General features: G+C 63.4%; 21 protein-coding genes. 4 read left to right on the top strand and 17 right to left on the bottom strand.

Annotation, left to right across the window (positions count from 1 at the left end; all coding sequences use genetic code 11):
• Positions 1–58 precede the first annotated feature (58 nt).
• The 15 genes from JKP78_RS21405 to JKP78_RS21335 form a co-directional block, all read right to left on the bottom strand.
• Positions 59–3,631 (bottom strand): glycosyltransferase, encoded by a 3,573-nt coding sequence (locus JKP78_RS21405; RefSeq protein WP_200627552.1) that lies wholly within the window; start codon positions 3,629–3,631, stop codon positions 59–61.
• A 74-nt stretch (positions 3,632–3,705) separates the two neighbouring features.
• Positions 3,706–5,277 carry a flagellar hook-associated protein 3 gene (locus tag JKP78_RS21400; protein ID WP_200627551.1) on the bottom strand — a complete coding sequence of 524 codons (1,572 nt, stop codon included), beginning with the start codon at positions 5,275–5,277 and terminating at the stop codon, positions 3,706–3,708.
• A gap of 13 nt (positions 5,278–5,290) precedes the next feature.
• Complete coding sequence (gene flgK / locus JKP78_RS21395) at positions 5,291–7,321, bottom strand: flagellar hook-associated protein FlgK (RefSeq protein ID WP_186688716.1); 2,031 nt, start codon at positions 7,319–7,321, stop codon at positions 5,291–5,293.
• A 12-nt stretch (positions 7,322–7,333) separates the two neighbouring features.
• A complete protein-coding gene (gene flgJ / locus JKP78_RS21390) occupies positions 7,334–8,488 on the bottom strand; it encodes a flagellar assembly peptidoglycan hydrolase FlgJ (RefSeq protein WP_186688714.1) in 1,155 nt (384 codons plus the stop codon).
• An 11-nt stretch (positions 8,489–8,499) separates the two neighbouring features.
• Positions 8,500–9,609: a flagellar basal body P-ring protein FlgI gene (locus JKP78_RS21385; RefSeq protein WP_186679656.1), complete on the bottom strand. Its 1,110-nt coding sequence runs from the start codon at positions 9,607–9,609 to the stop codon at positions 8,500–8,502.
• Positions 9,610–9,621: 12 nt separating this feature from the next.
• On the bottom strand, positions 9,622–10,317 hold the full coding sequence (gene flgH, locus JKP78_RS21380; RefSeq protein WP_170031157.1) for a flagellar basal body L-ring protein FlgH: 696 nt from the start codon (positions 10,315–10,317) through the stop codon (positions 9,622–9,624).
• A 45-nt stretch (positions 10,318–10,362) separates the two neighbouring features.
• On the bottom strand, positions 10,363–11,148 hold the full coding sequence (gene flgG / locus JKP78_RS21375; protein ID WP_170031158.1) for a flagellar basal-body rod protein FlgG: 786 nt from the start codon (positions 11,146–11,148) through the stop codon (positions 10,363–10,365).
• A gap of 47 nt (positions 11,149–11,195) precedes the next feature.
• The gene (locus JKP78_RS21370; protein ID WP_170031160.1) at positions 11,196–11,936 is read right to left on the bottom strand and encodes a flagellar basal body rod protein FlgF; all 741 of its coding nucleotides are present in this window, start codon (positions 11,934–11,936) and stop codon (positions 11,196–11,198) included.
• A gap of 224 nt (positions 11,937–12,160) precedes the next feature.
• Positions 12,161–12,346 carry a hypothetical protein gene (locus JKP78_RS21365; protein ID WP_170031162.1) on the bottom strand — a complete coding sequence of 62 codons (186 nt, stop codon included), beginning with the start codon at positions 12,344–12,346 and terminating at the stop codon, positions 12,161–12,163.
• Between the two features lie 72 nt (positions 12,347–12,418).
• Positions 12,419–13,774, bottom strand: a complete 1,356-nt coding sequence (gene flgE, locus JKP78_RS21360) for a flagellar hook protein FlgE (RefSeq protein ID WP_170031164.1) — start codon at positions 13,772–13,774, stop codon at positions 12,419–12,421.
• A 31-nt stretch (positions 13,775–13,805) separates the two neighbouring features.
• Complete coding sequence (flgD, locus tag JKP78_RS21355) at positions 13,806–14,510, bottom strand: flagellar hook assembly protein FlgD (RefSeq protein ID WP_170031166.1); 705 nt, start codon at positions 14,508–14,510, stop codon at positions 13,806–13,808.
• A gap of 15 nt (positions 14,511–14,525) precedes the next feature.
• Positions 14,526–14,969, bottom strand: coding sequence for a flagellar basal body rod protein FlgC (gene flgC, locus JKP78_RS21350; protein ID WP_085623112.1), 444 nt, complete (start codon positions 14,967–14,969; stop codon positions 14,526–14,528).
• Positions 14,970–14,971: 2 nt separating this feature from the next.
• A complete protein-coding gene (gene flgB, locus JKP78_RS21345; RefSeq protein WP_170031168.1) occupies positions 14,972–15,379 on the bottom strand; it encodes a flagellar basal body rod protein FlgB in 408 nt (135 codons plus the stop codon).
• Positions 15,380–15,680: 301 nt separating this feature from the next.
• Positions 15,681–16,508: a protein-glutamate O-methyltransferase CheR gene (gene cheR / locus JKP78_RS21340; RefSeq protein WP_170031170.1), complete on the bottom strand. Its 828-nt coding sequence runs from the start codon at positions 16,506–16,508 to the stop codon at positions 15,681–15,683.
• Between the two features lie 51 nt (positions 16,509–16,559).
• On the bottom strand, positions 16,560–17,489 hold the full coding sequence (locus JKP78_RS21335; protein ID WP_170031172.1) for a chemotaxis protein CheV: 930 nt from the start codon (positions 17,487–17,489) through the stop codon (positions 16,560–16,562).
• 77 nt (positions 17,490–17,566) lie between these two features.
• Here JKP78_RS21335 and flgA point away from each other — a divergent pair, with 77 nt between their 5' ends.
• From flgA to JKP78_RS21315, 4 genes are all read left to right on the top strand, one after another.
• Positions 17,567–18,319 (top strand): flagellar basal body P-ring formation chaperone FlgA, encoded by a 753-nt coding sequence (gene flgA, locus JKP78_RS21330; RefSeq protein WP_186688704.1) that lies wholly within the window; start codon positions 17,567–17,569, stop codon positions 18,317–18,319.
• A gap of 161 nt (positions 18,320–18,480) precedes the next feature.
• Positions 18,481–18,789, top strand: a complete 309-nt coding sequence (gene flgM / locus JKP78_RS21325) for a flagellar biosynthesis anti-sigma factor FlgM (RefSeq protein ID WP_170031176.1) — start codon at positions 18,481–18,483, stop codon at positions 18,787–18,789.
• 49 nt (positions 18,790–18,838) lie between these two features.
• Positions 18,839–19,306, top strand: a complete 468-nt coding sequence (locus JKP78_RS21320) for a flagella synthesis protein FlgN (protein WP_186688702.1) — start codon at positions 18,839–18,841, stop codon at positions 19,304–19,306.
• 81 nt (positions 19,307–19,387) lie between these two features.
• Positions 19,388–20,131, top strand: a complete 744-nt coding sequence (locus JKP78_RS21315) for a flagellar brake protein (protein WP_186688700.1) — start codon at positions 19,388–19,390, stop codon at positions 20,129–20,131.
• Positions 20,132–20,300: 169 nt separating this feature from the next.
• Here the strand turns inward: JKP78_RS21315 and JKP78_RS21310 are convergent, their stop codons facing one another.
• Together JKP78_RS21310 and JKP78_RS21305 are read right to left on the bottom strand one after the other, a co-directional pair.
• Entirely contained in the window at positions 20,301–21,641 is a 1,341-nt protein-coding gene (locus JKP78_RS21310; RefSeq protein ID WP_200627548.1) for an MFS transporter, read from the bottom strand.
• A 128-nt stretch (positions 21,642–21,769) separates the two neighbouring features.
• Positions 21,770–23,011: a glutamine synthetase family protein gene (locus tag JKP78_RS21305; RefSeq protein ID WP_186688857.1), complete on the bottom strand. Its 1,242-nt coding sequence runs from the start codon at positions 23,009–23,011 to the stop codon at positions 21,770–21,772.
• Between the last annotated feature and the right edge of the window lie 294 nt (positions 23,012–23,305).

Here is a 23,305-nt window from a genome sequence, read left to right as displayed (position 1 = left end):
GCCAATCTGCAAAAAAGCAGGGGCCGCTTTGCGACCCCTGCTCCGCTCAGGCGAAAAATCAGTCGGCCAGCCAGCCCCACTCCCAGTGGCGCAGGTTGTCGTCACGCAGCACGAAGTCGCGCATCACCGCCTCGCGCAATTCGTCGCCCATGCGGTAACTGGCCGCCGGGTCGGCCAGGTGCGAGCGGATCGCCTGCAGCCATTCCTCGGTGCTGTTGCTGTACACCCGCGTGCACGGCAGGTAGCCGCGGTAGGCCTCGGTGTCGGTGCAGATGGTCGGGTAACCGCAGGCGCCGTACTCCAGCAGCCGCAAGTTGCTCTTGCAGTCGTTGAAGATGTGGAATTCCAGCGGCGCCAGGGCCAGGTCGAGGTTCAGGCTCGCCAGCTTGGCCGGGTAGCGCGCCAGCGGCACGCCCGGGTGGTACTCGTGGATGTAGGGCTTGAGCGCCTCGGGGCACATGCCGAAGAACACCCACTCCACTTCGTTGGCCAGTTCGCGCACCACCTCGGCGATGATCTCCAGGTCGCCACTGTGGCTGGTACCGCCGCCCCAACCCACCCGCGGCTTGCTCGAAGTGCCACGGCGGCTGGCCGGAAGGTTGGTCCACAGGTGCGGTGCCAGCATGTTCGGCACCACGCGGATATCGTCATGCATGTCTGCCAGCGCATTGGCCAACGCCTGGGTGGTCACCACCACCCGGTCGCACAGGCTGATGCCACGGCGCAGGTGCTGCTCGATGTCGGCTGGCTTGTTGCGCGCATGGGTGTTCTTCTTCGGCGCGCTGAGCACGTAGTCGTCGATCTCGAAGATGCGCCGGGCGTTGGAGAAGCGGGCGATGCGTTCGATGTCGCGCACCGAGTCATCGTTATGGCGCAACTGCAGGATGATCACGTCCGGGTCCATGCGCGCCAGCTGGACCACGGTCGGCGACTCGTAGACCACGCGCCCGACCACGCGCCCGGCGGCTTCCAACTGCTTGAACGGCTGTTCGACCCGGTAATGGCCCACCGCACTGTCGTTGATCGGCAACCCCAGCACCGACGGCAACGCCCGGGCACACAGCGGGCTCCAGCTGCCACGCAGGCTCGGCTCGAGGCTGAAGTCACCGTTGGCCAGCCCCAGGTTGGGGTTATAGGCCGGGTCGCGGACGACCTTGCTCAGCCAGCGCTCGCAGAACACCTGCTGCTGTTCCAGCAACGCGTCCTGACCAAGCCCATCGCTGCTGGTCGTCGCTTCGCGCTTGAGCAGCATGGCATAGGGCGTGCCGACCACCAGATAACCACGTGCCCCCGCACGCAGGCACAGGTCGAGCTCGGCCATGCCCTGGCTCAGCGGTTGCGCACCCAGCCCTCCCAGCTCGGCGAACACTGCCTTGCGCACCATCAGGCAATCGCCGCCGACAGCGCTCCAGTCCTGGACCACCTGCAAGCGTTGCAGGTAACCACGCGACTGCGCATCTTCCCCGGCGAACGCCGGACCGGCCACGCTGGCAACCCCCAGCACCCGGCCCGCCTCGACCACCCGGCCCTGGGCATCGACCAGCTTGGCGCCGACCACCGCCACTTCCGGGCGCTGGGCATGCTGGAGCATTTCCGCCAGCCACTGGCCGTCGAACACCTGCACGCTGGCATCGAGCAACAACAGGTAGTCACCACACGCCTCGGCCGCAGCGGTATCGAGCAGCTGACTGCGCGAACCGCCGAGCGCCCGGACGACGCGCAGCATGCCTGCACCGAGCTCGCTCATGGCCTGCAGCCAGCCGTCGACGTCGGCCGCCACGGTCGGGCCGGCCACCAGCAATATCTCGTAGCGGCCATAGGCGGTGCGTTCGATCAGCCCTTCGACACAGGCCTGCAGGCCCGCCAGGTCATCACCGACAGGAACGAGGATCGATACCTGCGGGGTGTCGGCATGCAGGTAGTCCACCCGATTGAGCAACGACAGGTCGTCATGCCGGATCCGATGCGCCACGCCCAGCCGCTGCAGGTGCGCGGCCAGCAGCGGTTCGCTCTGGGCGATCACTTCCGGCAGCGACAGCCAGTTGGCGAAGCTGAACTCCGATTGCACCTGGATTTCGGCAATGTGCTCGACCACCTGCAGGCCTCGGCTCTCGACCAGGCGCCAGAGCAGGTCATGCGGGGCCAGCTCGGCAAAGCCGGCATCGAAACCGCCAAGGTCGAGAATTGCCTCGCGGGCGAAGGCCAGGGTGCGGCCGACATAGGGGTAGCTACGCAACAGGTCGAGGTTGAAGTCCGGCTTGAACACCGGTTCGCCCGGCTGGTCATCGAGCCAGGCCCCTTCATCGCTGTAGGCACATGCCAGGTTGGGAAACACCGCGGCACGTTCAGCCAACAGCAGAATGGCCGATTCGGCGAGCCGGTCACCGGCACGCAGCAGGTAGATCCAGTCGGCGTCATGCAACGAGGCCAGCAGCTGGTTCAACTGCTTGGGCCAGTCGCTCTGCAGCGGCTGATGCACCAGCGGTATCGGGCTGGCGGGTTCGGCATCGGCCAGCACCACGCAGGCATGCACGGGGTACAACTGCCCGGCCAGGCTGTCGAGGGTGCGCGCCAGGGCCTGGGCATCACCCTGGGTATCCAGCACCACCGGCACGATGCGCGGCTGACGTGGCCAGGCCGCTATCGCCTGGGGCAGCAGGCCGCGCTGCACGTCGCTGAAGCGGCGCGCCGCCAACCACTGCTGATAAAGCTCGGCATAGCTTTCGCACTCGCTGCCGACCCGACCACCCAGGCGGGTCTGCCAGTTGCTGATGATGCGTGCCACACACAGCTCCTGCCATTGGCGTGGCTGCTGCTGTGCCTCGCTCAGTGGCACGTAGCGCACCCAGCCACTGGCGGGCGCGGCCTCGCCACTGCGCGCGGCGAGCATCTGCATCATCCAGCGCCACTCCTGCGGTGCGGCCTGGACCAGCGCTTCCTGCTTGCTCAAGCGCTGGGGGTGCAGGCGCTCGATCAGGCCCGGCTCGCTGAGCATGACCATGTTGCCGCGCCGCATCAGGCAGGCGAACAGCGCCAGGTCCAGCAGCGCGACGAAGCTCAGGCCATCGCTGGTGAGTGCCTGCAACCACTCCAGTGCCTGCTCGCGACGCATCAGCGCCGCCGAGAAATTGCCCAGGAAGTTCACGGGCCGCCCATCGAGCATGGCCAGCATGTCTTCGCCCTTGAACAGGCTGTCGACATTGGCGAAGCGCGCATTGGCGATACGCATCGGCAGGATGAAATTGTTCTCGTCACAGAGCACGCGCTGCGACAACACCAGGCCGACTTCGTCATGCTCCAGCAAGGCCTTGGCCTGGTGCGTCACGCACTGCGGGAAGAGCCGATCGTCGTCGCACAGCACCTTGACCAGCGCGCCCCGGGCCAAGCTCACCGCCTGCACCAGGTTGGCGACAAAACCCAGGCGCCGGCTGTTACGCACATAGCGCACGCAAGCGCGCAATTCGCCCTCGACAGCGTTGACGATGGCTTCGATCTCCTCGCCTTCGCTGTCGTCGCAGACCAGCACCTCCAGCGCCTCATAGGCCTGGCCGAGGGCGCTGTGCAAGGCCATGGCAAAGAACCGTGGGCTGTAGGCAGGGATGACGATACTGACGAGAGGCTTTTCGTTCACGTTGGCGACCTTGCAAAAAAAAGTGCGCCGCACCTGACGGTGGCGGCGCACGATTGGCTACGCATGCAGCGCTATCAGATGTAGTTGACCAGCGACAGACCGGCGACCTTGGCATAGGCCTGCAACGAGGCCTGCAGCATGTTGGTCTGCATGGTCAGGCGGATCATCACTTCGGCCGGATCGCTTTCGCGGATCGAGCTCTGGGTCTTGGTGTTCTCCGCGCCCAGCGCCGAGTTGGTCTCGGCCTGCACGTCCAGCGCCTGGCCACGGCCACCGATCGAGGCGATCGACGAAGTCACCTGGTTGGTGGCGCTGCCGATGTTGCCGATGGCCGAGTCCAGCGCGGCCTTGAAAGTCTGCGCGGCGGCCGGGTCACCGTCGATCGGGGTGCTCAGCGCAGCGCGCAGCTGGCTGATGGTATCGAGCACGTTCTGGGTCTGGTGGGTATCGACCTTGATGGCAAACGCGTCACCGGCACTTGGCGCGCCGGACAAGTCGAACTGCACGCCCAGTACCGTGGCGGTGGTACCGCTCAGGGTGCCCGTGGAGATTGGCCGACTGCCGTCGCTGACCGGCGCGGTGTACAGCTCGAAGTCGGTGGCGCTGGTGAACTTGAGCACTGCACCTTCGGGGAAGGCGGCCTTGTACGCCGCCTGGTCGACCACCGAGCTACCGGTGATCTGTACCGACGAGGCATTACCCGGGCTGCGGCTGCTACCGATCTGGTCGGCCTTGGAGGTCAGGCTGAAGGTGTGGCCGGCGATGGCCGCATCCGGGTCGGCTTCGTCACCGGCCTTGAAGCTGATGTCCAGGCGCAGGTCGACGCCACGGAAGCTGATCTCGGTGTTGTCGCCTTTCGGGTCGAACTTGCCGCCCTGGGTCGCCTCGAGGGTGACGTCGTTGCCGCCGGCATCGGTGATCTTGAATTGTGTGCTGCTGATGAACTCGATGCTGTAAGGCTCGCCACTGCGGAAGCGGTCGTTGTAGGTAGAGCTGCCGGAAACCTGGCCGTTGGACAGGCTGACCCGGCCATCATCGGTGGCCGGCGCAGTCAGCCTGGTCTCGCTGCGGCTGGTGTTCAGCGCCTGCTCGAACGCATCGTAGCCGGTTTCGTTGGCCGCCAGGCTGAGCATGTCGCCCACCTGCAACTTCAGCTGCGACTGGTCGCCCTGGTAGGAGTAGGTGCCATCGGCATTGCGCACATACGGTTGGGTGTCGCCCTTGGAACCGGAGAAGATGTACTTGCCGTTTTCGTCCTTGCTGTTCATCAGGGTGAACAGCTGCTGCTCAAGCGAATCCAGTTCGGCGGCATTGGCCTTGCGGTCGTCGTCGGTGAAGCCGGCGTTGCCGGAGCTCACCGCCAGTTCGTTGACCCGCTGCAGGATGGTGCCGATGGACTTCAGGGTGCTTTCGGCAGTACCCAGGGCATTGCGCACATTGACGATGTTGTCGCCGTACTGTTCGAGCATGTTCTGCTGCTGCTCCAGCTGCAGCAGGCGGGCAGCGCCAACCGGGTCGTCCTTGGCCGAGCGCACGCGAATGCCATCGGTGGCTTCCTGCTGGGTCTTCACCGAGTTGGAGAAGTTGCGCTGGTAGTTGGCCTGGTTGGTATTGTAGAACTGCGAAGTGGAGATGCGTACGCTCACGATCTACGGCTCCTTAAAGACTGTTGATCAGGGTGGCGAAGGTTTCCTGGGCCGCCTTGATGATCTGCGACGACGCGGTGTAGTACTGCTGGAACTTGATCAGGTTGCCGGTCTCTTCGTCGACCGACACCCCCGACAGGCCGTTGCGGCTGTCCAGTGCAGAGGTATGCAGCGCCGAGGTGGCATCGCTGTCCATCTGTGCCTGGCCGGCCTTGCCGCCGACGTTGGAAACCAGCTTGGCATAGGCGTCGGTGAAGCTGATGCCCTTGCCGTTGGCACCCACCTCGACCGTGGGCTTGGTCTGCAGGTCGATCACCGATTGGGCATTGCGGTTGTCCGCAGAGCCGGCGCCGGTCAGCGCCACGGTATAGCTGTCACCATTCTTCGGTGCGCCCGAAACGCTCATCTCGAAGGTGAAATCGCTACCCAGCGGGTTGCCGCTGGCATCGACCATCGGCACCGACAATTGCAGCTTGTTCTCCTGGCCGGGGATGATCGTACCACTGCCGATGCTGTTGCCCTGGGCATCGTACAGGGTATAGGCCTGTGGCGACGTGCTGTCGTCACCGAACACCAGCTTGACCGGGGTCGAATACTTCAGCCCGGTCTGCAGCTGCGAGCGCTGGGTGGCGTCATAGATGTCCATTTCCGAGGTCAGCGTCGGCTGGGTGATCACCCCGGTGCCTTTGTTGCCCGCACCACTGGTGGCGGTCAGCGGTGCAGCAAGTGCCAGGCGCTTGGGGTCGGTGAGCACGGTTTCGATGCCGGCCGCAGCGTTGCGGGTCGGGGTGATCTTGAAGCTGTCGCCGGCACTCAGGCCACCACCGTTGAGCGACAGGGTGAAGCCGTCGATCACCGGCGGCGGTGTGTCACCGAGGTCGAAGCTGCCCATGTCGGTGCCTTCAGGCAACTTGCGCACACTGTAGCCAGTGGCGCTGGTGAAGGTCACCTGGTAATCGCTGGTGGTCAGCTTGCCGGTGTCCTTGATGGTCACGTCGAGGTTGCCGGAGCCGGCGCTGTTGCCGGACTTGGCAATACTGCGCTGGCTGACCGCCGCGGCGCTGTTGATATCGCCGAACAGGGTGGCGCCGAAGTTACCGTTCTTGTCGATACCCTGGGCCAGCTGGCTGTTGATCGCGTCCGCCACCACCAGGGCCACGCGGCCCAGCTCGTTGAGCGCCGGATCGAGGGTTTCCTTGCGGTAGCGGATCAGGCCACCCAACTCGCCCCCACTGGTGGTGCTGGTGATGTCCATCTTGGTCGAGCCGCGGTTGAGGATCAGGCTCATGCGGGTCGGGTCGGTCGCGCTCGGCTCCACGCCCAAGGTCTGGGTGGTCTTGCCCAGTACCAGGGCCTGGCCGTTTTTCAGGTAGACGTCGTAGTTGCCATCACGCTCCACCACATCGGTGCCGATCAACTTGTTCAGCTCACGCACAGCGCCATCGCGCTGGTCGAGCAAGTCGTTGGGCTGGCCTGAGATCGACGTGACGCGAGAGATCTGGTCGTTGAGGTCAGCGATGGTCTTGGTCAGGTTGTTCACCTGATCGGCGATCGCCGCCATGTTGGAGTTGATGTTGCTGTTCTGCTGGTTGAGCTGCGCCGACAGCGTGTTGAAACGCTTGCTCAGGGACTGCGCGCTGGTCAGCAGCAGTTGCCGCGAGGCGTCCTCGGTCGGTTTGGCCGCGGCATCCTGCAAGGTACTGAAGAAGCTTTGCAAAGCGGCAGTGATGCCAGTGTCGCTGCTCGACAGGGCGGTATCCAGCGGCGTGATCTGGTTCAGGTACGAGGCGGCATCGCTGCTCAACGACGTGGTGCTGCGCAGCTGGTTTTCCAGAAATGCGTTATACACCCGGCGTACATCGGCCAGCGTGGTGCCGGTGCCGATGAACACCTGGCCAACTTGCTGGCCACCCTTGGTCTTCTGCACATTCTGCTGGCGTGAGTAGCTTTCGACATCGGCGTTGGCAATGTTGTTACCGAGGGTGTACATCCCCGATTGCGCGGCGCCAAGCCCCGACATACCAATGTTGATCAGACTCGCCATGGTTCCATGCCCTTAAAGTTTTGTTGCGGTACCGAGCATCGCGTAGTGCTCGTACGACTTCATCTGTCTTGCGATCTGCGAGATCTTGCTGGCGTAATTCGGGTCGGTGGCGTACCCGGCCTTTTGCAACTCTTGCACGAACTGTTCTGGTTTATCGGCGGCCTTCACCGCATCTTGATAGCGCGAATTGTTCTGTAACAGGCTAACCAGGTCGTGGAAGCTGTCCTGGTACGAGTCGTAGGAACGGAACGCTGCCGTTTCCTTGACGAACTGGCCATCGCGGAACTCGCTGGTGATCGCCCGCGCCGAATCGCCCTGCCAGTTGCCGCTGGCCTTGATGCCGAACAGGTTATGGCTGCTGCTGCCATCGCTGTTGCGCATGACCGACTTGCCCCAGCCGGTTTCCAGCGCAGCCTGCGCCACCAGGTAGCGCGGGTCGATGCCGATGCGCTTGGCCGCCTGTTCGGCCATCGGCAGCATGGTGGCAACGAATTCGTCGCTGTCGGCGAAGGCCTTTTTCGGTGCCAGCGGTGGCTGCGCCACAGCGCGCCCGAGGATGCGCAGGCCGTTGTCCGGCACGGCAAAGGTCTTGGCCACCTGCTGGCCATCGCGGGCCGGCACGGCAGCGTTGTTGGTGGTGGCGGCCGACGGCACGATGCCGGCCAGCAGGCGATCGGTGACCCTGCTCGGCAGCGCCAGGCGCCGCGAATTGAGCGCGGCCACGTCGTTGCGGCCGGCATTCGCCTGGGCGACATGCACCGGCTCGGCGACCTTGTTGCCCCACAGCGTCGGGGCGTTGCCCTCGATGCGCGGGAACGGGCTGGTGTTGGCCGGCGCGCTCTTGTTCTTAGACAGCTGGCGCACCAGCACGTCCTGCAGGCCGATACCCCCGCCTTCGCGGGACATGCTCACGGCCAACTGCTGGTCGTACATGTCGCGATACTGCTTCACCGTCTCGGTATTCATCGGGTTGTCGTCGGCCAGCACGTCGCTGGCCTTGCGCGAGGCCTTGAGCATTTCGCTGATGAACAGCGATTCGAACTCCTGCGCCACCTTGCGCACATTGGCGTCGCTGTCGCGGTCGCCGTGCTTGAGCGAACTCAGGCGGTTGAGGTCGGTGTAGGCACCGCTGTCGGCGCTGCCGGAAACCAGGCTTTTGCTGTTCATCGGCAGCGTCCTCAGATCACGATCAGGTCGGCCTGCAAGGCGCCGGCCTGTTTCAGGGCTTCGAGGATCGCCATCAGGTCGCTGGGCGCTGCACCTACCTGGTTTACCGCGCGGACGATTTCATCCAGCGTGGTGCCCGGGCCGAACTTGAACATCGGCTTGGCTTCCTGCTCGGCGTTCACCCGCGAGCGCGGCACCACCGCGGTCTGGCCATTGGAGAGCGGCCCCGGCTGGCTGACGATCGGGTCTTCGGTGATGGTCACGGTCAGGCTGCCGTGGGTCACCGCCGCCGGCGACACCTTGACGTTCTGGCCGATGACGATGGTACCGGTACGCGAGTTGATGATGACTTTGGCCACGGCCTGGCCCGGGTCGATCTCGAGGTTTTCCAGGATCGACAGGTAGTCGACGCGCTGGCTCGGGTCCATCGGCGCGGTGACCCGCACCGAGCCGCCATCAACGGCCTGGGCCACGCCAGGGCCGAGCAGCTCGTTGACCTTGTCGACGATGCGCTTGGCCGTGGTGAAGTCGGGGCGGTTGAGGTTCAGGGTCAGGCTGTTGCCCTGGTTGAAGCCGCTCGGCACCGCCCGTTCGACGGTAGCGCCACCCGGGATGCGACCAGCCGACGGAACGTTGACGGTGATCTTCGATCCATCCCGGCCCTCGGCATCGAAGCCGCCGACCACCAGGTTGCCCTGGGCGATGGCATAGACATTACCGTCGATACCCTTCAGCGGCGTCATCAGCAGGCTGCCACCGCGCAGGCTCTTGGAGTTACCGATGGAGGACACGGTAATGTCCACCACCTGGCCCGGCTTGGCGAAGGCCGGCAGGTCGGCATGTACCGACACCGCCGCGACGTTCTTCAACTGCACATTGCCGGAGCCGGCCGGTACCTTGATGCCGAACTGCGAGAGCATGTTGTTGAAGGTCTGCAGGGTGAACGGCGTCTGGGTGGTCTGGTCACCCGTGCCGTTGAGCCCCACCACCAGGCCATAGCCGATCAACTGGTTGGAACGCACGCCAGAAATGCTGGCGATGTCCTTCAGGCGCTCAGCTTGGGCACCGAACGCGCAGGACAGGAGCAGGGTCGCGGCAATCAGCTGCCTTACGTTGAACATGTTCATCCGTACTCAGAAGGGCCAAAGCGGGCTGATGAAGAAGCGATCCAGCCAACCGGGCTGGCTGGCATCGGCGAACGAACCGGTGCCCGAATAGGTGATGCGCGCATCGGCCACCCGGGTGGACGGCACGGTGTTGTCGGTGGCGATGTCATCGGCACGGATCAGGCCGGCGATACGCACCAGCTCTTCACCGGTATTGAGGGTCATCCACTTTTCCCCGCGCACGGCGATGATGCCGTTGGGCAGCACCTCGGCCACGGTGACGGTGATCGAGCCGGTCAGGGTGTTGCCCTGGGTGGCCTTGCTGTCACCCTTGGTGGTGCGATCGCCGCTGTAACCCGCCTCCAGCGACAGGTCGCCGCCGCCGAACGGGTTGTTGGTGTTCGGGTTGGCGCCAAACAGCGAGGTCAGGCCGATGTCGGCCTTGCTGTTCTTCTGGATCTGCGAGCCGGCGTTCTTGCTCGCCGAAGTGCGTTCGTTGAGGGTGATGGTGATGATGTCACCCACGCGGAACGCCTTGCGGTCGGTGTACAGGCTCTGCTCGAAACCGGCCTGGTAGATCGAACCGTTGTTGGCTGCAGCCGGCAGCGGGGTGCGCGGCAGGACCGGCGCGTAATACGGGTCGTTCGGCTTGGGCGTCGGCGCGACGCAACCTGCCAGCACGACCGCCCCCCCCAGGGCGAACACAGACAACAAACGCTTCATGACACTTACCTCACGGTGTAACGGGAGTAGAACCTGCACTAGGGCTTAGAGCTGCTGGGTTACGAACGACAGCATCTGGTCAGCAGTGGAGATGACCTTGGAGTTCATCTCGTAGGCACGCTGGGTGGTGATCATGTTCACCAGTTCTTCCACGGTGCTGACGTTGGAGTTCTCCAGGGTCTGCTGCAACGTGGTACCAAAACCGTTCAGGCCCGGGGTGCCGACTTGCGGTGCACCACTGGCGGCGGTTTCCAGGAATAGGTTGTCGCCAATCGCCTGCAGGCCGGCCGGGTTGATGAAGTCGGCGGTCTGGATGTTGCCGATCACCTGCGCCGCCGGGTTGCCGGCGGTGGTGATCGACACGGTACCGTCCTGGCCGACGGTGAAGGTCTGGGCGTCATTAGGCACCACGATCGCCGGTTCCAGGGCAAAACCCTGGGCGGTGACGATCTGGCCATCGGAGTTCAGGTGGAAGGTACCGTCACGGGTATACGAAACCGTGCCATCCGGCTGCAGCACCTGGAAGAAGCCACGGCCGTTGACCGCCATGTCCAGCGGGTTCTCCGTGGTCTGCAGGCTGCCGGTCTGGAAGTTCTTCTGCGTGCCGACGATGCGCACACCGGTACCGACCTGCAGGCCGGACGGCAGTTCGCTGTCCTGGGTGGACTGCGCACCTGGCTGGCGCTTGATCTGGTACAGCAAGTCCTGGAACTCGGCGCGATCACGCTTGAAGCCGGTGGTCGAGACGTTGGCCAGGTTGTTGGAGATGACCGTCAGGTTGGTGTCCTGGGCGGACAGGCCGGTTTTAGCGACCCAAAGAGCCGGAAGCATGTAAGTTCTCCTCGTGCGCCTGTTTTACGGCACCCGTTCAAAAGTGATTAGCCGATTTGCAAAACACGCGCCATGGCTTCGTCGCCTTCCTTGGCCGCGTTCATCATCTTGACGTGCAGTTCGAATTGACGGGACAGCGCCAGCACCGAGGTCATTTCCTCCACGGCGTTGACGTTGCTGCCCTCCAGGAAGCCCGACACCACCCGCACATTGACGTCGGCGGCGGCTGGTTGGCCGTCCTTGGTGTGGATCAGCCCGTCCAGGCCCTTGGTCAGGCCTTTGCTGTCCGGGTTGACCAGCTTGATACGGTCGACCTCGGCCATCACCCGTGGGTCTTCGCCCATGGAGCGGATGCTGATGGTGCCGTCGGCGCCGACTTCAACCTTCTGCTCTGGCGGGATGGCAATAGGGCCACCGTTACCGATCACCGGCATGCCGTTGCCGGCACGCAGCACGCCAAGGGCGTCGATGTTCAGGCTGCCGGTACGCACATAGGCTTCGCTGCCGTCGGGTGCCTGCACGGCAATGAAGCCCTTGCCGGTCACCGTCACGTCCAGGTCGCGCCCGGTTTCAACCATCGGCCCTTCGCTGAAGTCGGTGGCCGGGCGTTCGGTCATGGCAAAGGCACGCGCCGGAAAGCTGTCGCCGAACACCGGCATCGAGCGCGCCTGCTCCAGGTCACGCTGGAAACCATTGGTGGAAATGTTCGCCAGGTTGTTGGCGTGGGCCTTCTGCGCCAGCGCGTTCTGGCTGGCGCCGGTCATGGCCACGTAAAGCATCTTGTCCACAGTCATCCTCCGCTGCACTGGCGATCGTTTGCCGCTCGCCGCTGCTGTGCAGGCTCTAAAGCAAGTTCCGAACCAACTTTTCGAAATCAGCAAAAAGCCCGTGATTACGGGCTTTTGCGGGGTTTTGCCGAAGCGCGGACGCCGGTTATCCGGCGCAGGCTTGCCGATTGCGGCAAGCCTGCAGCAACGTCTTCGCAGGCAAATCGGCGAACACGCCGGCCAGGTCAAGGCTCGCGGCAGGCGCCATTGGTGAAGGGCCCGGCAAACTTCTTCCAGCCCTCCCCCGGCGGCCACTGCGAGCACACCAGGCGCCCATCCACCTGGCTTTCCCAGCGCCACCACGGCGCGGTGCCAGCCTGGGCCTGGTACAGGCACGCTGCAGCAATCAGCGCGACAAGCAGTTTGTTCATGGAGCCCCCTGCAAAAACGACGAACCCCTTCATGACAAAGGGGTTCGCCCGCACACGCTCAGCCAGCGACCATCAGGTCATCTGGATGATGGTCTGCATGATGGTGCTTTCGGTGGAGATGGTCTTGGCGTTCGCCTGGTAATTGCTCTGCGCCTTGATCAGCTCGACCAGCTCCTGGGTCAGGTTGACGTTGGAAGCTTCCAGCGAGTTGGACTCGACGCTGCCCAGGGTACCGGTCTTCGGCGCATCGATACCCGGAATGCCGGACGTGTAGGTCTCGGTCCAGCGGGTACCACCGATCTGCTGCAGGCCCTGCTCGTTGGCGAAGCTGGCCAGAGCAACCTGGCCGATGGCGCGGGACTGCTGGTTGCTGAAGCTGGCGAACAGCACGCCGGTGGAGTCGATGCTCAGGCTCGACAGGATACCGGTGGCATAACCATCCTGGGACTGCGACATGCGCGCGGTCTCGGTGTTGTAGGAGGTGGTGCTGTTCATCGACAGGCGCATGCCATCGGCATTGCCTGCGGCGCCGTTGGCGATCCAGTTACCCGCCGAGTCTTCCACCGCAGGCACCCAACCGGTCATGGTGAAGGTGTTGTTGGTCACGGTGAACGACGAGCCCGCCGGGTGGCCGGTGTTGTCGGCCGTCATGCTCTTGACCGAGCCATCGCTGTTGAAGCTGATGGTGCCGGTCAGCGGCGTGGTGGAGGATGGGTCGAACGGGTTGCGCCCATCCACCAGGGTGTACATGGTCCACTCATTGGTGCCGGTCTTGCGGTAGAACTGCTCCATGGTGTGCTCGTTGCCCTGGCTGTCGTACACCTTGGTCGGGAAGGACTTGGTGTAGGTCTTCTGGTCAGCCGGGTCGAACGGCAGGTTCGGCACCATCGCGCCAGTACCATCGTCGACTTCCAGGGGGATATCGGCGGCCGAAGAGTTCAGGTTGATGCCCTGGTCGATCAGCGACGTGGCCTTTGGCTGCAGCGCCGAGGTATCGATCTGCAGGTCGCTCAGCACGCCCTTCTGGATCTTGCCATTCGAGTCTGCGGCATACCCCTGCAGGCGCAGGCCATCCGAGGTCACCACGAAGTTGTCCTTGCTGGCCTGGAACGCACCGGCACGGGTGTAGACGCGCGAGCCGTTGTCGGACAGCACGAAGAAGCCCTGGCCCTGGATGCCCATGTCCAGCACGTTGCCGGTGTTGTTGACGTCACCCTGGGTGAACTGCTGGGACACGGCAGCCAGACGCACGCCGTTACCCACCTGGTTCTTGCCCACGCCGAGGCGGTTGGCGCCGGCGTAGACATCGGCGAACTCGGCACGCGACGACTTGAAGCCGGTGGTGTTGACGTTGGCGATGTTGTTGCCGGTGACATCCAGTTGCTTGTTTGCTGCGTACAGACCGCTAAGGCCGATATTGAAAGACATGAATTCGCTCCTTTTGCCGCACTAATGGGCCTTAGATACCGATGGTTTGCACGTCGGAGAGGGATACTTTGCCAACGCCAGCGAGGTTCAACACCATTTCACCGCCGGAGCTGAAGCTGACGCTGGTCACCTTGGCAGGCAACAGCGTGTTCATCTGCACCGCCTTGCCATCCACCGTGGTGCTGGCGGTGAAGGTGTAGGTACCCGGGTCGACCTTCTCGCCGCTATTGTTGGTACCGTCCCAGATGAAATCGGCGTAACCGGCTTTCTGCTCGCCCAGCTCGATGGTCTTGACGGTATTGCCGTCCTTGTCCTTGATGGTGATCTTCGCTTCGCCGATGGCTTGCGGCACCACGAACTGCGCATTGAAGCTTTCGCTGGTGTCGACGATAGCCTTGTCGTTCTGCACCACCACCGAGCGACCGACCAGCGACGACGCCTGCAGCGCCTGGGACGAGGCCATGGCACTGGTAATGGCACTGACCGATTCGTTCAGCGAGGTGATGCCTTCGAGGCTGCTGAACTGCGCCAACTGGGCAACGAATTCACCGTTGTCCTGCGGGTCCAGCGGGTTCTGGTGCTGCATCTGGGTCACCAGCAACTGCAGGAAGGCATCCTTGCCGAGCGAGTCGGTGCCGGTCTTGGATGCGGTGTCCACGGTCTTCTTGGTGTTGGTACCCACACCCGACGCCGCAAGCACTTCGTTGAGATTCACGCCGGTAGTATCGATTGCCATGGTCTGGTTTCCTTATCACTGACCCAGGGTCAGGACTTTCTGCATCATGCTCTTGGCCGTGTTCATCAGCTCGGCATTGGTCTGGAACGCACGGCTGGCGGAAATCATGTCAGCCATTTCCTCGACCACGTTGACGTTCGGGTAGTAGACATAGCCGTCCTTGTTCGCCGCCGGGTGGTTCGGCTCGTAGCGGGCCTCCAGGTTGCTCTGGTCCTCGACGATGCCTTTTACCTGCACGCCCTGCCCGGCTTCGCCCTGGTCCTCGAACAGCGACTGGCTGCTGCCGGCCTGCGCATCCTGGAAGGTCGTGGCGAACACCGGGTGGCGGGCGCGGTAGGTCTGGTCGATGCTCGAAGACACGGTCTCGGCGTTGGCGATGTTCGAGGCAACGGTGTTCAGGCGCGTGTTCTGCGCGCTCATGCCGCTACCGGCAATGTTGAAGACACTGGAAAGGGACATGGTCATTCTCCCCGCAGGGCCGATACCAGCCCTTTGAATTTACTGTTGAGCAAGGTGAAGCTGGCCTGGAAGCCGACGGCGTTTTCGGTGTAGTTCGACTGCTCGATCTGCGCGTCCACGGTGTTCTGGTCGATCGAAGGCTGCAGCGGCGTGCGGTACTTCAGGGTATCGTCGGCCATCGCCAGGCCGTCGGCCTCGATGTGGCGGCTGTTGGTGCGCTCGAGGCTGAAACGGCCGCTCTGCTGCTTGTCGCTTTCGGCAGCGAGCACCGAGGCGAAGTCCATGTCACGCGCCTTGTAGTTGGGCGTGTCGGCGTTGGCAATGTTGTTGGCCAGCACCTCGGCGCGCTGAGCGCGGAAGCCCAGGGCCTTTTCGTGGATGCCAAGCGCCTTGTCGAAACTGATGCTCATGTCGGGGAAACCTTCGAAGGTTGACCGGAATATCGTTGGCCAAGGTATAGCAAGGCCTGTGCCAACCCAGGCAAACCCAGGAATTACGGGCTTGCCGGGTACAGTGCTGTCAGGGTGATGCCAGAAAAGCGGCAAACACCTTCCGCCTGATGCGGCGAAAGCGGCAATTGCCGGGTGGCAAAAGCGGCAAAACAAAAAATTGACGTCAGCTCTTCCTGCTTCGGCCTGTTCGCGGGCATGCCCGCAAAACGCCGACACGACAAACAAAAAGGCCGGCAACTTTGGTTGCCGGCCTTTGTGCTTACTTGGCCTGGTAGATGATCCCCGGGCTACATTGGACCATCTGGTAATGGTCCGGCAGCCCGTTCAGCGCCTCGGAGGCACCGAGGAACAGGTAGCCACCCGGCTTCAGGGTACTGTGAATGCGCAGCAGGATGTCCTTCTTGACCTGCGCCGAGAAGTAGATCAGCACGTTGCGGCAGAACACCACGTCGAACTTGCCCAGGCTGGCATAGCTGTCGAGCAGGTTGAACGAGCGGAACTCGACACGGCTGCGAATTGCCGGCTTGACCGCCCAGCGCCCCGGCCCCTTGGGGTCGAAGTAGCGCTGCAGGCGCTCCTGGGACAGGCCGCGGGCAATCGCCAGGCTGTCGTACTCGCCGGTCTTGCAGTTGGTCAGCATGCTGCCGGACAGGTCGGTGGCGACGATCTGCGCGCCCATCTTCAACTGGCCAAGGTTGCCACGCTCGAACTCGTCGATGGCCATCGAGATGGAATACGGCTCCTGCCCCGACGAACAGGCCGCCGACCACATGCGCAGGCGCTGCCCAGGGTTGTTGCGGATGAACTCCGGAATCACCTTGTTCTTCAGCACTTCGAACGGGTAGGTATCGCGAAACCACAGGGTCTCGTTGGTGGTCATGGCATCGACCACCTGCTCGCGCAAGCCACCTCGCGGCTGGGCCTGGATGCGCTGTACCAGCTCGCCCAGGCTCTTGATGCCCTGTTGTTCCATCAGCTTGTTGAGACGGCTGGAAACCAGGTACTGCTTATTCTCCCCCAGCAGGATGCCACAGGCTTTCTCCAGGAAGACCCGGAACTGTTCGAAATCCAAATTACCCGTAGACACTTCTGCCGCCTCTTTTCAATCACTGGTGCCGGGAGGTTGCTCCCGGCGCTTTCAATGCGCTGCCTTGATCCGGTCGACCACCCGCTGGGCCAGGTCGTCCGGCTTGAACTTGGCCAGGAAGTCATCGGCCCCGACCTTCTTGACCATTGCCTGGTTGAACACCCCGGAAAGCGAAGTATGCAGGCAGATATGCAATTTTTGCATGCGCGGATCGCTGCGAATCTCTGCGGTCAGCGTGTAGCCGTCCATTTCCGGCATTTCAATGTCCGAGATCATCATCAGGAACTCTTCTTCCGGCTTCTTGCCTTCGTCCACCAGCTGACGCAGATAGTTCAAGGCCTGGCGACCGTCATTGAGCGCCACCACCTCGACCCCCACGGTCTGCAGGCAACGGCTGACCTGCTTGCGCGCCACCGATGAATCGTCGACGGTAAGCACCCGCAACAGCACGGCCTTGTCCTGCACCTCGGCATCGACCACCCCGGCCGACACCGACTCGGACGACGGTGCCACTTCGGCCAGCACCTTTTCCACGTCGATGATCTCGACCATGCGGTTGTCCACCCGGGTGACGGCGGTCAGGTAGTGATCGCGGCCGGTGCCCTTGGGTGGCGGATGGATTTCTTCCCAGTTCATGTTGACGATGCGTTCCACCGAGTGCACCAGGAAGCCCTGGGTCTTGGTGTTGTACTCGGTAATGATCACGAAGCTGTTGCGCGTGTCTTCCTGCAGCGGCCGCAGCCCGGTGGCCATCGACAGGTCGAGGATCGGGATGGTTGCCCCACGAATGTTGGCAACGCCGCGCACCACCGGGTGCGCCTTGGGCAGCAGGGTCAGCGCCGGGCATTGCAGCACTTCCCTGACCTTGAACACGTTGATGCCGTAAAGCTGCTCGCCATTGAGGCGGAACAGCAGCAGTTCCAGGCGGTTCTGCCCTACCAGCTGGGTGCGCTGGTTGACCGAATCCATAACACCTGCCATGCCAGACTCCTCTACATTTAAGCCTTTTGTTGCCACTCAGATAGCGAGTCGGCACGGGCTTTGCTTTTTTGAGCGTCATGTACACGAAAACGACATTTTCCCGACGATTGACGCGCCTGCTGACTGGCTCGCTGGCCATGCTCTGCCTGCTGGTGCCCGGCGTTCGCACGCTGGCGGACGCGTTTACCTTGCCTGAACAGCTTATCGGTGTCACCCAAGGGTTTCTTGAATTCAGCGTCGAAGATTACCTGGCCACCACCCAGACTGCCGGCCGCTACGAAATCCAGGTCAACCCGCTGGACCCGCGCCTGCGCATGCCGCTGTGCAGCCAGCAGCTGGACGCCTCGCTGGAAAGCCCGGCGCAACCGCTGGGCCGCGTTACGGTGAAGGTGCGTTGCGACAGTGCAGCGCCGTGGACCGTGTTCGTACCGGCCACCGTGCGGCTGTTCCGCGAGGTGGTGGTGATGACCCGCCCGCTCAAGCGCGACAACGTGGTAGGCGAAGGCGACGTGGCCCTGCGTGAACGCGATGTCGGCACGCTGGGGCAAGGCTTCCTGACCGAACTGGACCAGGCGGTCGGCATGAAGATGCTGCGCCCGACGGTGATCGACCAAGTGCTCACCCCACAACACCTGGAACAGGCCGAGGTGGTGCGCAAGGGCGACCACGTGGTGATCATCGCGCGCAGCGGCAGCCTGAGCGTACGCATGCCCGGCGAAGCGCTGAGCAAGGGCGGCCTGAGCGAACAGATCCGGGTGCGCAACCTCAATTCCAAACGGGTAGTCAAGGCCAGGGTCACCGGCCCAGGCCAGGTCGAGGTCAGTATGTAGCCAGCCGACATTGCGCTGGCGGTGAGGAACCGCTGCTCCTAAACTGTGTCAGAAAACGGGTTCGCAAGCTTGCCGACAGGCGGCTACGCATTTGTGCCTAAAGTTTCTTTCGGGTTGGCCGAAAACAAGGCAAGCGTCCAAATACCCAGGGGTTTCTGATCATGGTCATCGACTTCAGTCGTGTAAATAATTCTCCGTCCGTCACGGGCGGCGTGCGCGGCACCAGCGCATCCGGCAGCGCCGACAAAGCGGCAGCCAGCCAGGAAGCCACCACCAGCGCCAGCGGAGAAGCGGTACACCTCAGCCAGGAGGCACAGCAGTTGCAGAAGATCAGCGACAAGCTGCGCGACGAGCCGGTGGTCAACAGTGCCCGTGTGGCCCAGTTGAAGCAGGCGATCGCCGACGGCAGCTACCAGGTCGATGCCGGCCGGGTCGCCAGTAAACTGCTCGATTTCGAAGCCCAGCGCTGACCGTTCGGCGCGCTGACTTCACGGACGCTAGAAAAGCCAAGAGTTAGCCATGCACGACACCACCTTGCTGCAACTGATCGAAGATGACATCGCCCCGATGCAGGAACTGCTCGACCTCTTGCAGAAGGAGGCCGTGGCACTGCATGGGCGCGACATGGCGTTGCTGGAGACCATCCTCGCCCGCAAGCAGTCCTTGATCGTGTTGCTGGAGCAGCAAGGCACGCGGCGCAACAACCTGCTCACCAGCCTGGGCCTGAGCGCCAACCGCGCCGGGGTGGAAGCGCTGGCAGCGCAATCGCCGAACGGTGCACTGCTGCTGCAGCAACTCGACGTGATCAGCCAGTTGATGCAAGCCTGCCAGCAGCTCAACGAGACCAATGGGCGGATCATCCAGGTGCAGCAGAACGCCACCAACAACCAGATCCGCATCCTCATGGGCGGCGACTCTCCGTCGCTCTACGACAGCCGCGGCAGTACCTCGCCGCTGGTCAAGCCACGGGCGCTCAGCCAGGTTTGATTTTTTCTATCAAGGCACGGAACATACTGGCAAAATGCCGTTAATTGCGTGTGTCGCTTTTGCCTGGAGAACGATAAAGCCGTGTTCAATGAATCCGATGCCCCGCAGCCGCCAAAGGTGCTGAACACCCCTTTGGAGATTGCGGCCAACTTGCGGCAGTTGCAGGAAAGCCATGACCCCCTGATCATCACCTTCCACGACCGTAGCCAGCGTTTCCAGAGCTACGTGGTGCACGTGGACCGTGACAGCAACACCCTGGCGCTGGACGAGATGATTCCCCGCGACGGCGAGAAGTACATCGAGAACGGCGAACACTTCCGCGTCGAAGGTTTTCACGATGGCGTGCGCATTGCCTGGGAGTGCACCCACGCCCTGCGGATCAGCGAAGTCGATGGCCACCGCTGCTACCGCGGCGCCATGCCCCTGGAAATGACCTACCACCAGCGCCGCAACGCATTCCGCGCCGCGCTGAAGCTGTCGCAGTTGGTCGACATCATCCTCGATGGTACCCACCTCAAGGGCAATGGCGCGCTGCGCGGCAAGCTGCTGGATATCTCTGCCACCGGCTGCAAGCTGCGCTTCGACGGCAATGTCGAGGAGCGCCTGCAACTGGGCCAGGTGTACGAGCGTTTCAAGGCGGGCAACCCGCTGGGCCTGGTGGATACCATGGTCGAACTGCGCCACCTGCATTATGAAGAGCGGATCAATACCACGTTCGCCGGCATACGCTTCCATAACCTCAGCGGGCAGGCCCAGCGCAAGATCGAGAGCTTCGTGTACCAGTTGCAACGCGAGGCGCGGCGGTTCGACAAGGACGACTATTGATCGTCGGCTGCAAGACAACAACGCCACCTTTCGAGGTGGCGTTTTCATTTGTGTTCTTACAGCGCCGGCCTCTTCGCGGGCGCGCCCGCTCCCACCGGGACGGCGCAGCCCTCAGGCTTGATGCGGTCCTTGTGGGAGCGGGCATGCCCGCGAAGAGGCCAGCACTGGCTTACACCGACTTGCTGACCTCTTGCGGCTCAGCCGCCGGTTGCCCGGTCCCATTCTCTTCCGCCTCGGTGTCCTCCGCGGCCACCGGTGCCTGCATCACGTCCTGCACGGTCTGCTCATCCACCCGTGGGTCGAGTGCCGCCGACAACGGCGAACCGGCCGCCGGCATCGCCACGTGGCCCAACGGCGCATCCTGTACCTGGTGCAACCCGGTGACCGCTTTCGGCCGGATGCGCCATACCAGCACCAGCGCGAAGAACACGAAGAAGGCATACAGCATCTGCGCCCCCAGCAGCTTCATCAGCACCCCCGCCGCCAGCGGCCCGATGCACGCCCCCACGCCATAGGTCACCAGCAGCATCGCGGTCAACGACACCCGCCGCTCGCTCTCCACATGGTCGTTGGAAAACGCCACCGCCAGCGGGTACAGGCAGAACTGCAGCAACGAGATCAGGAAGCCCACGCCAAACAGCAATTCCAGCGGCACGCTGGGCAGTACCGCCAGCGGTGCCGAAGCCAGCGCCAGGCCCACCGCCACGCTACGGATCAGCACCGCCCGGTCGTAGCGGTCGGACAACCAGCCCAGCGGCCACTGCACCAGCAGGCCGGCGAAAATGCAGCTACCCATGAACAGGCCGATCTGCTCGGTGCTCAGCCCCTGGCTGGAGGCATACAACGGCGCCAGGCCATAGAACGAGCCGACGATCAGGCCCGAGCCCAGCACCGTGCTGAGCGACTGCGGCACCCGCTTGAGGAAGAACTTCGGCTCCATCGGCGCCGGGCGCAAGGGCGCCGGGTGGATCCGCCGGGTCATCGCCACCGGTACCAGGCACAGGGCAAAGCACATGGCCACCAGCATCAGCAATTCGGGGCCCAGTTGCGGGTGCACCACCAGGATCAGCTGGCCGAGCACCAGGCCCAGGTAAGAGGCGATCATGTAGCCGCTGAACACTGCGCCGCGATGCTTCACATCGGCCTGCTCGTTGAGCCAGCTTTCGATGACCATGTACTGGCACATCATCCCCAAGCCGACGATCATCCGCAGCCCGACCCAGGCCGGCAACCAATTGGTCAGGCCGTGGCCGAGCACTGCCGCGCCGACGATACCGGCGCAGGTGGCATAGGCACGGATGTGCCCGACCCGGCCAATCAGGCGGTGGCCGACCTTGCCGCCGACCGCCAGGCCAAAGTAGTTGGCCGCCATCAACGCACCTACCCACAGGCTGTCGACGTGGTCAGCCGCCAGGCGCAGGGCCAGGTAGGTACTGAGCAGGCCCGAGCCGATCAACATCATCAGCGCGGCGAAATACAACGACTGAAACGGCTTCCATATATTTCGCATACGTACCGTAAAGCTCCCTGGTCAGGTGACGATTGGGTGCAAGAAGCATAAGGGCAAAAACTGCCTGGCGCAGGCCCCGATAGCGATTTTGCCGCTACGGGGCGTGTCCAGTGTCGGTTGTGTCGCGATCAGGCCTGTGCCGCCAGCACTCGGCGCTCCCAGGGCGTGATCTCATCGAGGAAATCGGTCAGCTCGAGGGTCTTGCTGGCAATGTAGCCTTCGATGAACTCGCTGCCGAACAGTTCCCGTGCCAACGCGCTGCGCTTGAGCCGCTCCAGCGCGGCATGCAAGGTGCACGGCAGGGCCAGGTGCTCCGGCACGGCGAACTCGCCCTGGATCGCTGGCGACGGCTGCAGGCACTGCTGGATGCCGTGCAGCCCGGCGGCCAGGCTCGCGGCAATGGCCAGGTACGGGTTGGCGTCGGCGCCGGGCAGGCGGTTTTCCACCCGCCGCGCCAGCGGCGCACTGGCCGGGATGCGCAGGCCTGCGGCGCGGTTGTCTTCGGACCAGCAGGCATTGTTCGGTGAGGCATAGGGGTGGCACAGGCGCTGGTACGAATTGACGTTGGGTGCAAACAGCGCAGTGAAGTCGGCCAGGCAGGCCTGCTGGCCGCCGATGAAGTGGTAGAAGGTTGCGCTGGGCTGGCCTTGCTCATCGCTGAACACGTTACGCCCGCTGGCCACTTCCACCAGGCTCTGGTGAATATGCATGGAACTGCCCGGCGTGCGCGCCAGCGGCTTGGCCATGCACACCACGGTCAGGCCGTGCTTGAGCGCCACCTCCTTGAGCAGGTGCTTGAACAGCATGGTCTGGTCGGCCAGCAGCAGCGGGTCGCCGTGCAGCAGGTTGATCTCGAACTGGCTGACGCCCATTTCATGCATGAAGGTGTCACGCGGCAGGCCCAGCGCGACCATGCACTGGTCTACCTCCTTGAAGAATGGGCGCAGGCCGTTGTTGGAACTGACACTGAATGCCGAATGGCCGAGTTCGCGGCGGCCATCGCTGCCGACCGGCGGCTGGAACGGCTGCTGCGGATCGGGGTTGGGCGCGAAGACGAAGAATTCGAGCTCGGTCGCCACTACCGGTGCCAGGCCCAGCGCTGCGTAGCGGGCGAGCACTGCCTTGAGCTGGCCGCGGGTGGACAATGGCGAAGGCCGACCGTCCAGTTCGTTGGCATCGCATATGGCCAGGGCGCGGCCATCGTCGCTCCACGGCAGGCGGTGGACCTGGCTGGGGTCGGCTACCAGCACCAGGTCGCCATCGTCACTGCCATAGTACCTGGCCGGCGGGTAGCCCCCCATGATGCATTGCAACAGTACCCCCCGGGCCATCTGCAGGCGACGGCCTTCGAGAAAGCCCTCGGCGGTCATCACCTTGCCGCGCGGAACGCCATTGAGGTCGGGGGTGACGCATTCGATCTGCTCGATGCCTTGAAGGCGTTCGGCAGCCGAGTGGTGGGCGGTGGTACTCATGACGTTTGTCCTTGTTGTAACAGGCTGGCACCAACATAGGCTGTGGGTGTTTAAAATATCAAGCACATTGCTTGTCCCCCCCGGCGGACCGCCACCGCACATGCAGTTGCCCAGCCAGGGCTGGCGGAAACAACCAGGCCTTCAGCAAGCGCTTCCAGACGCTTTCCCAGCGATCGCTAGCTTAGGGTGACA

This window comes from Pseudomonas sp. LAM2023, from assembly GCF_016620375.1.
Taxonomy (GTDB): domain Bacteria; phylum Pseudomonadota; class Gammaproteobacteria; order Pseudomonadales; family Pseudomonadaceae; genus Aquipseudomonas; species Aquipseudomonas anuradhapurensis.
This window is presented reverse-complemented; position numbering and strand designations above follow the sequence as displayed.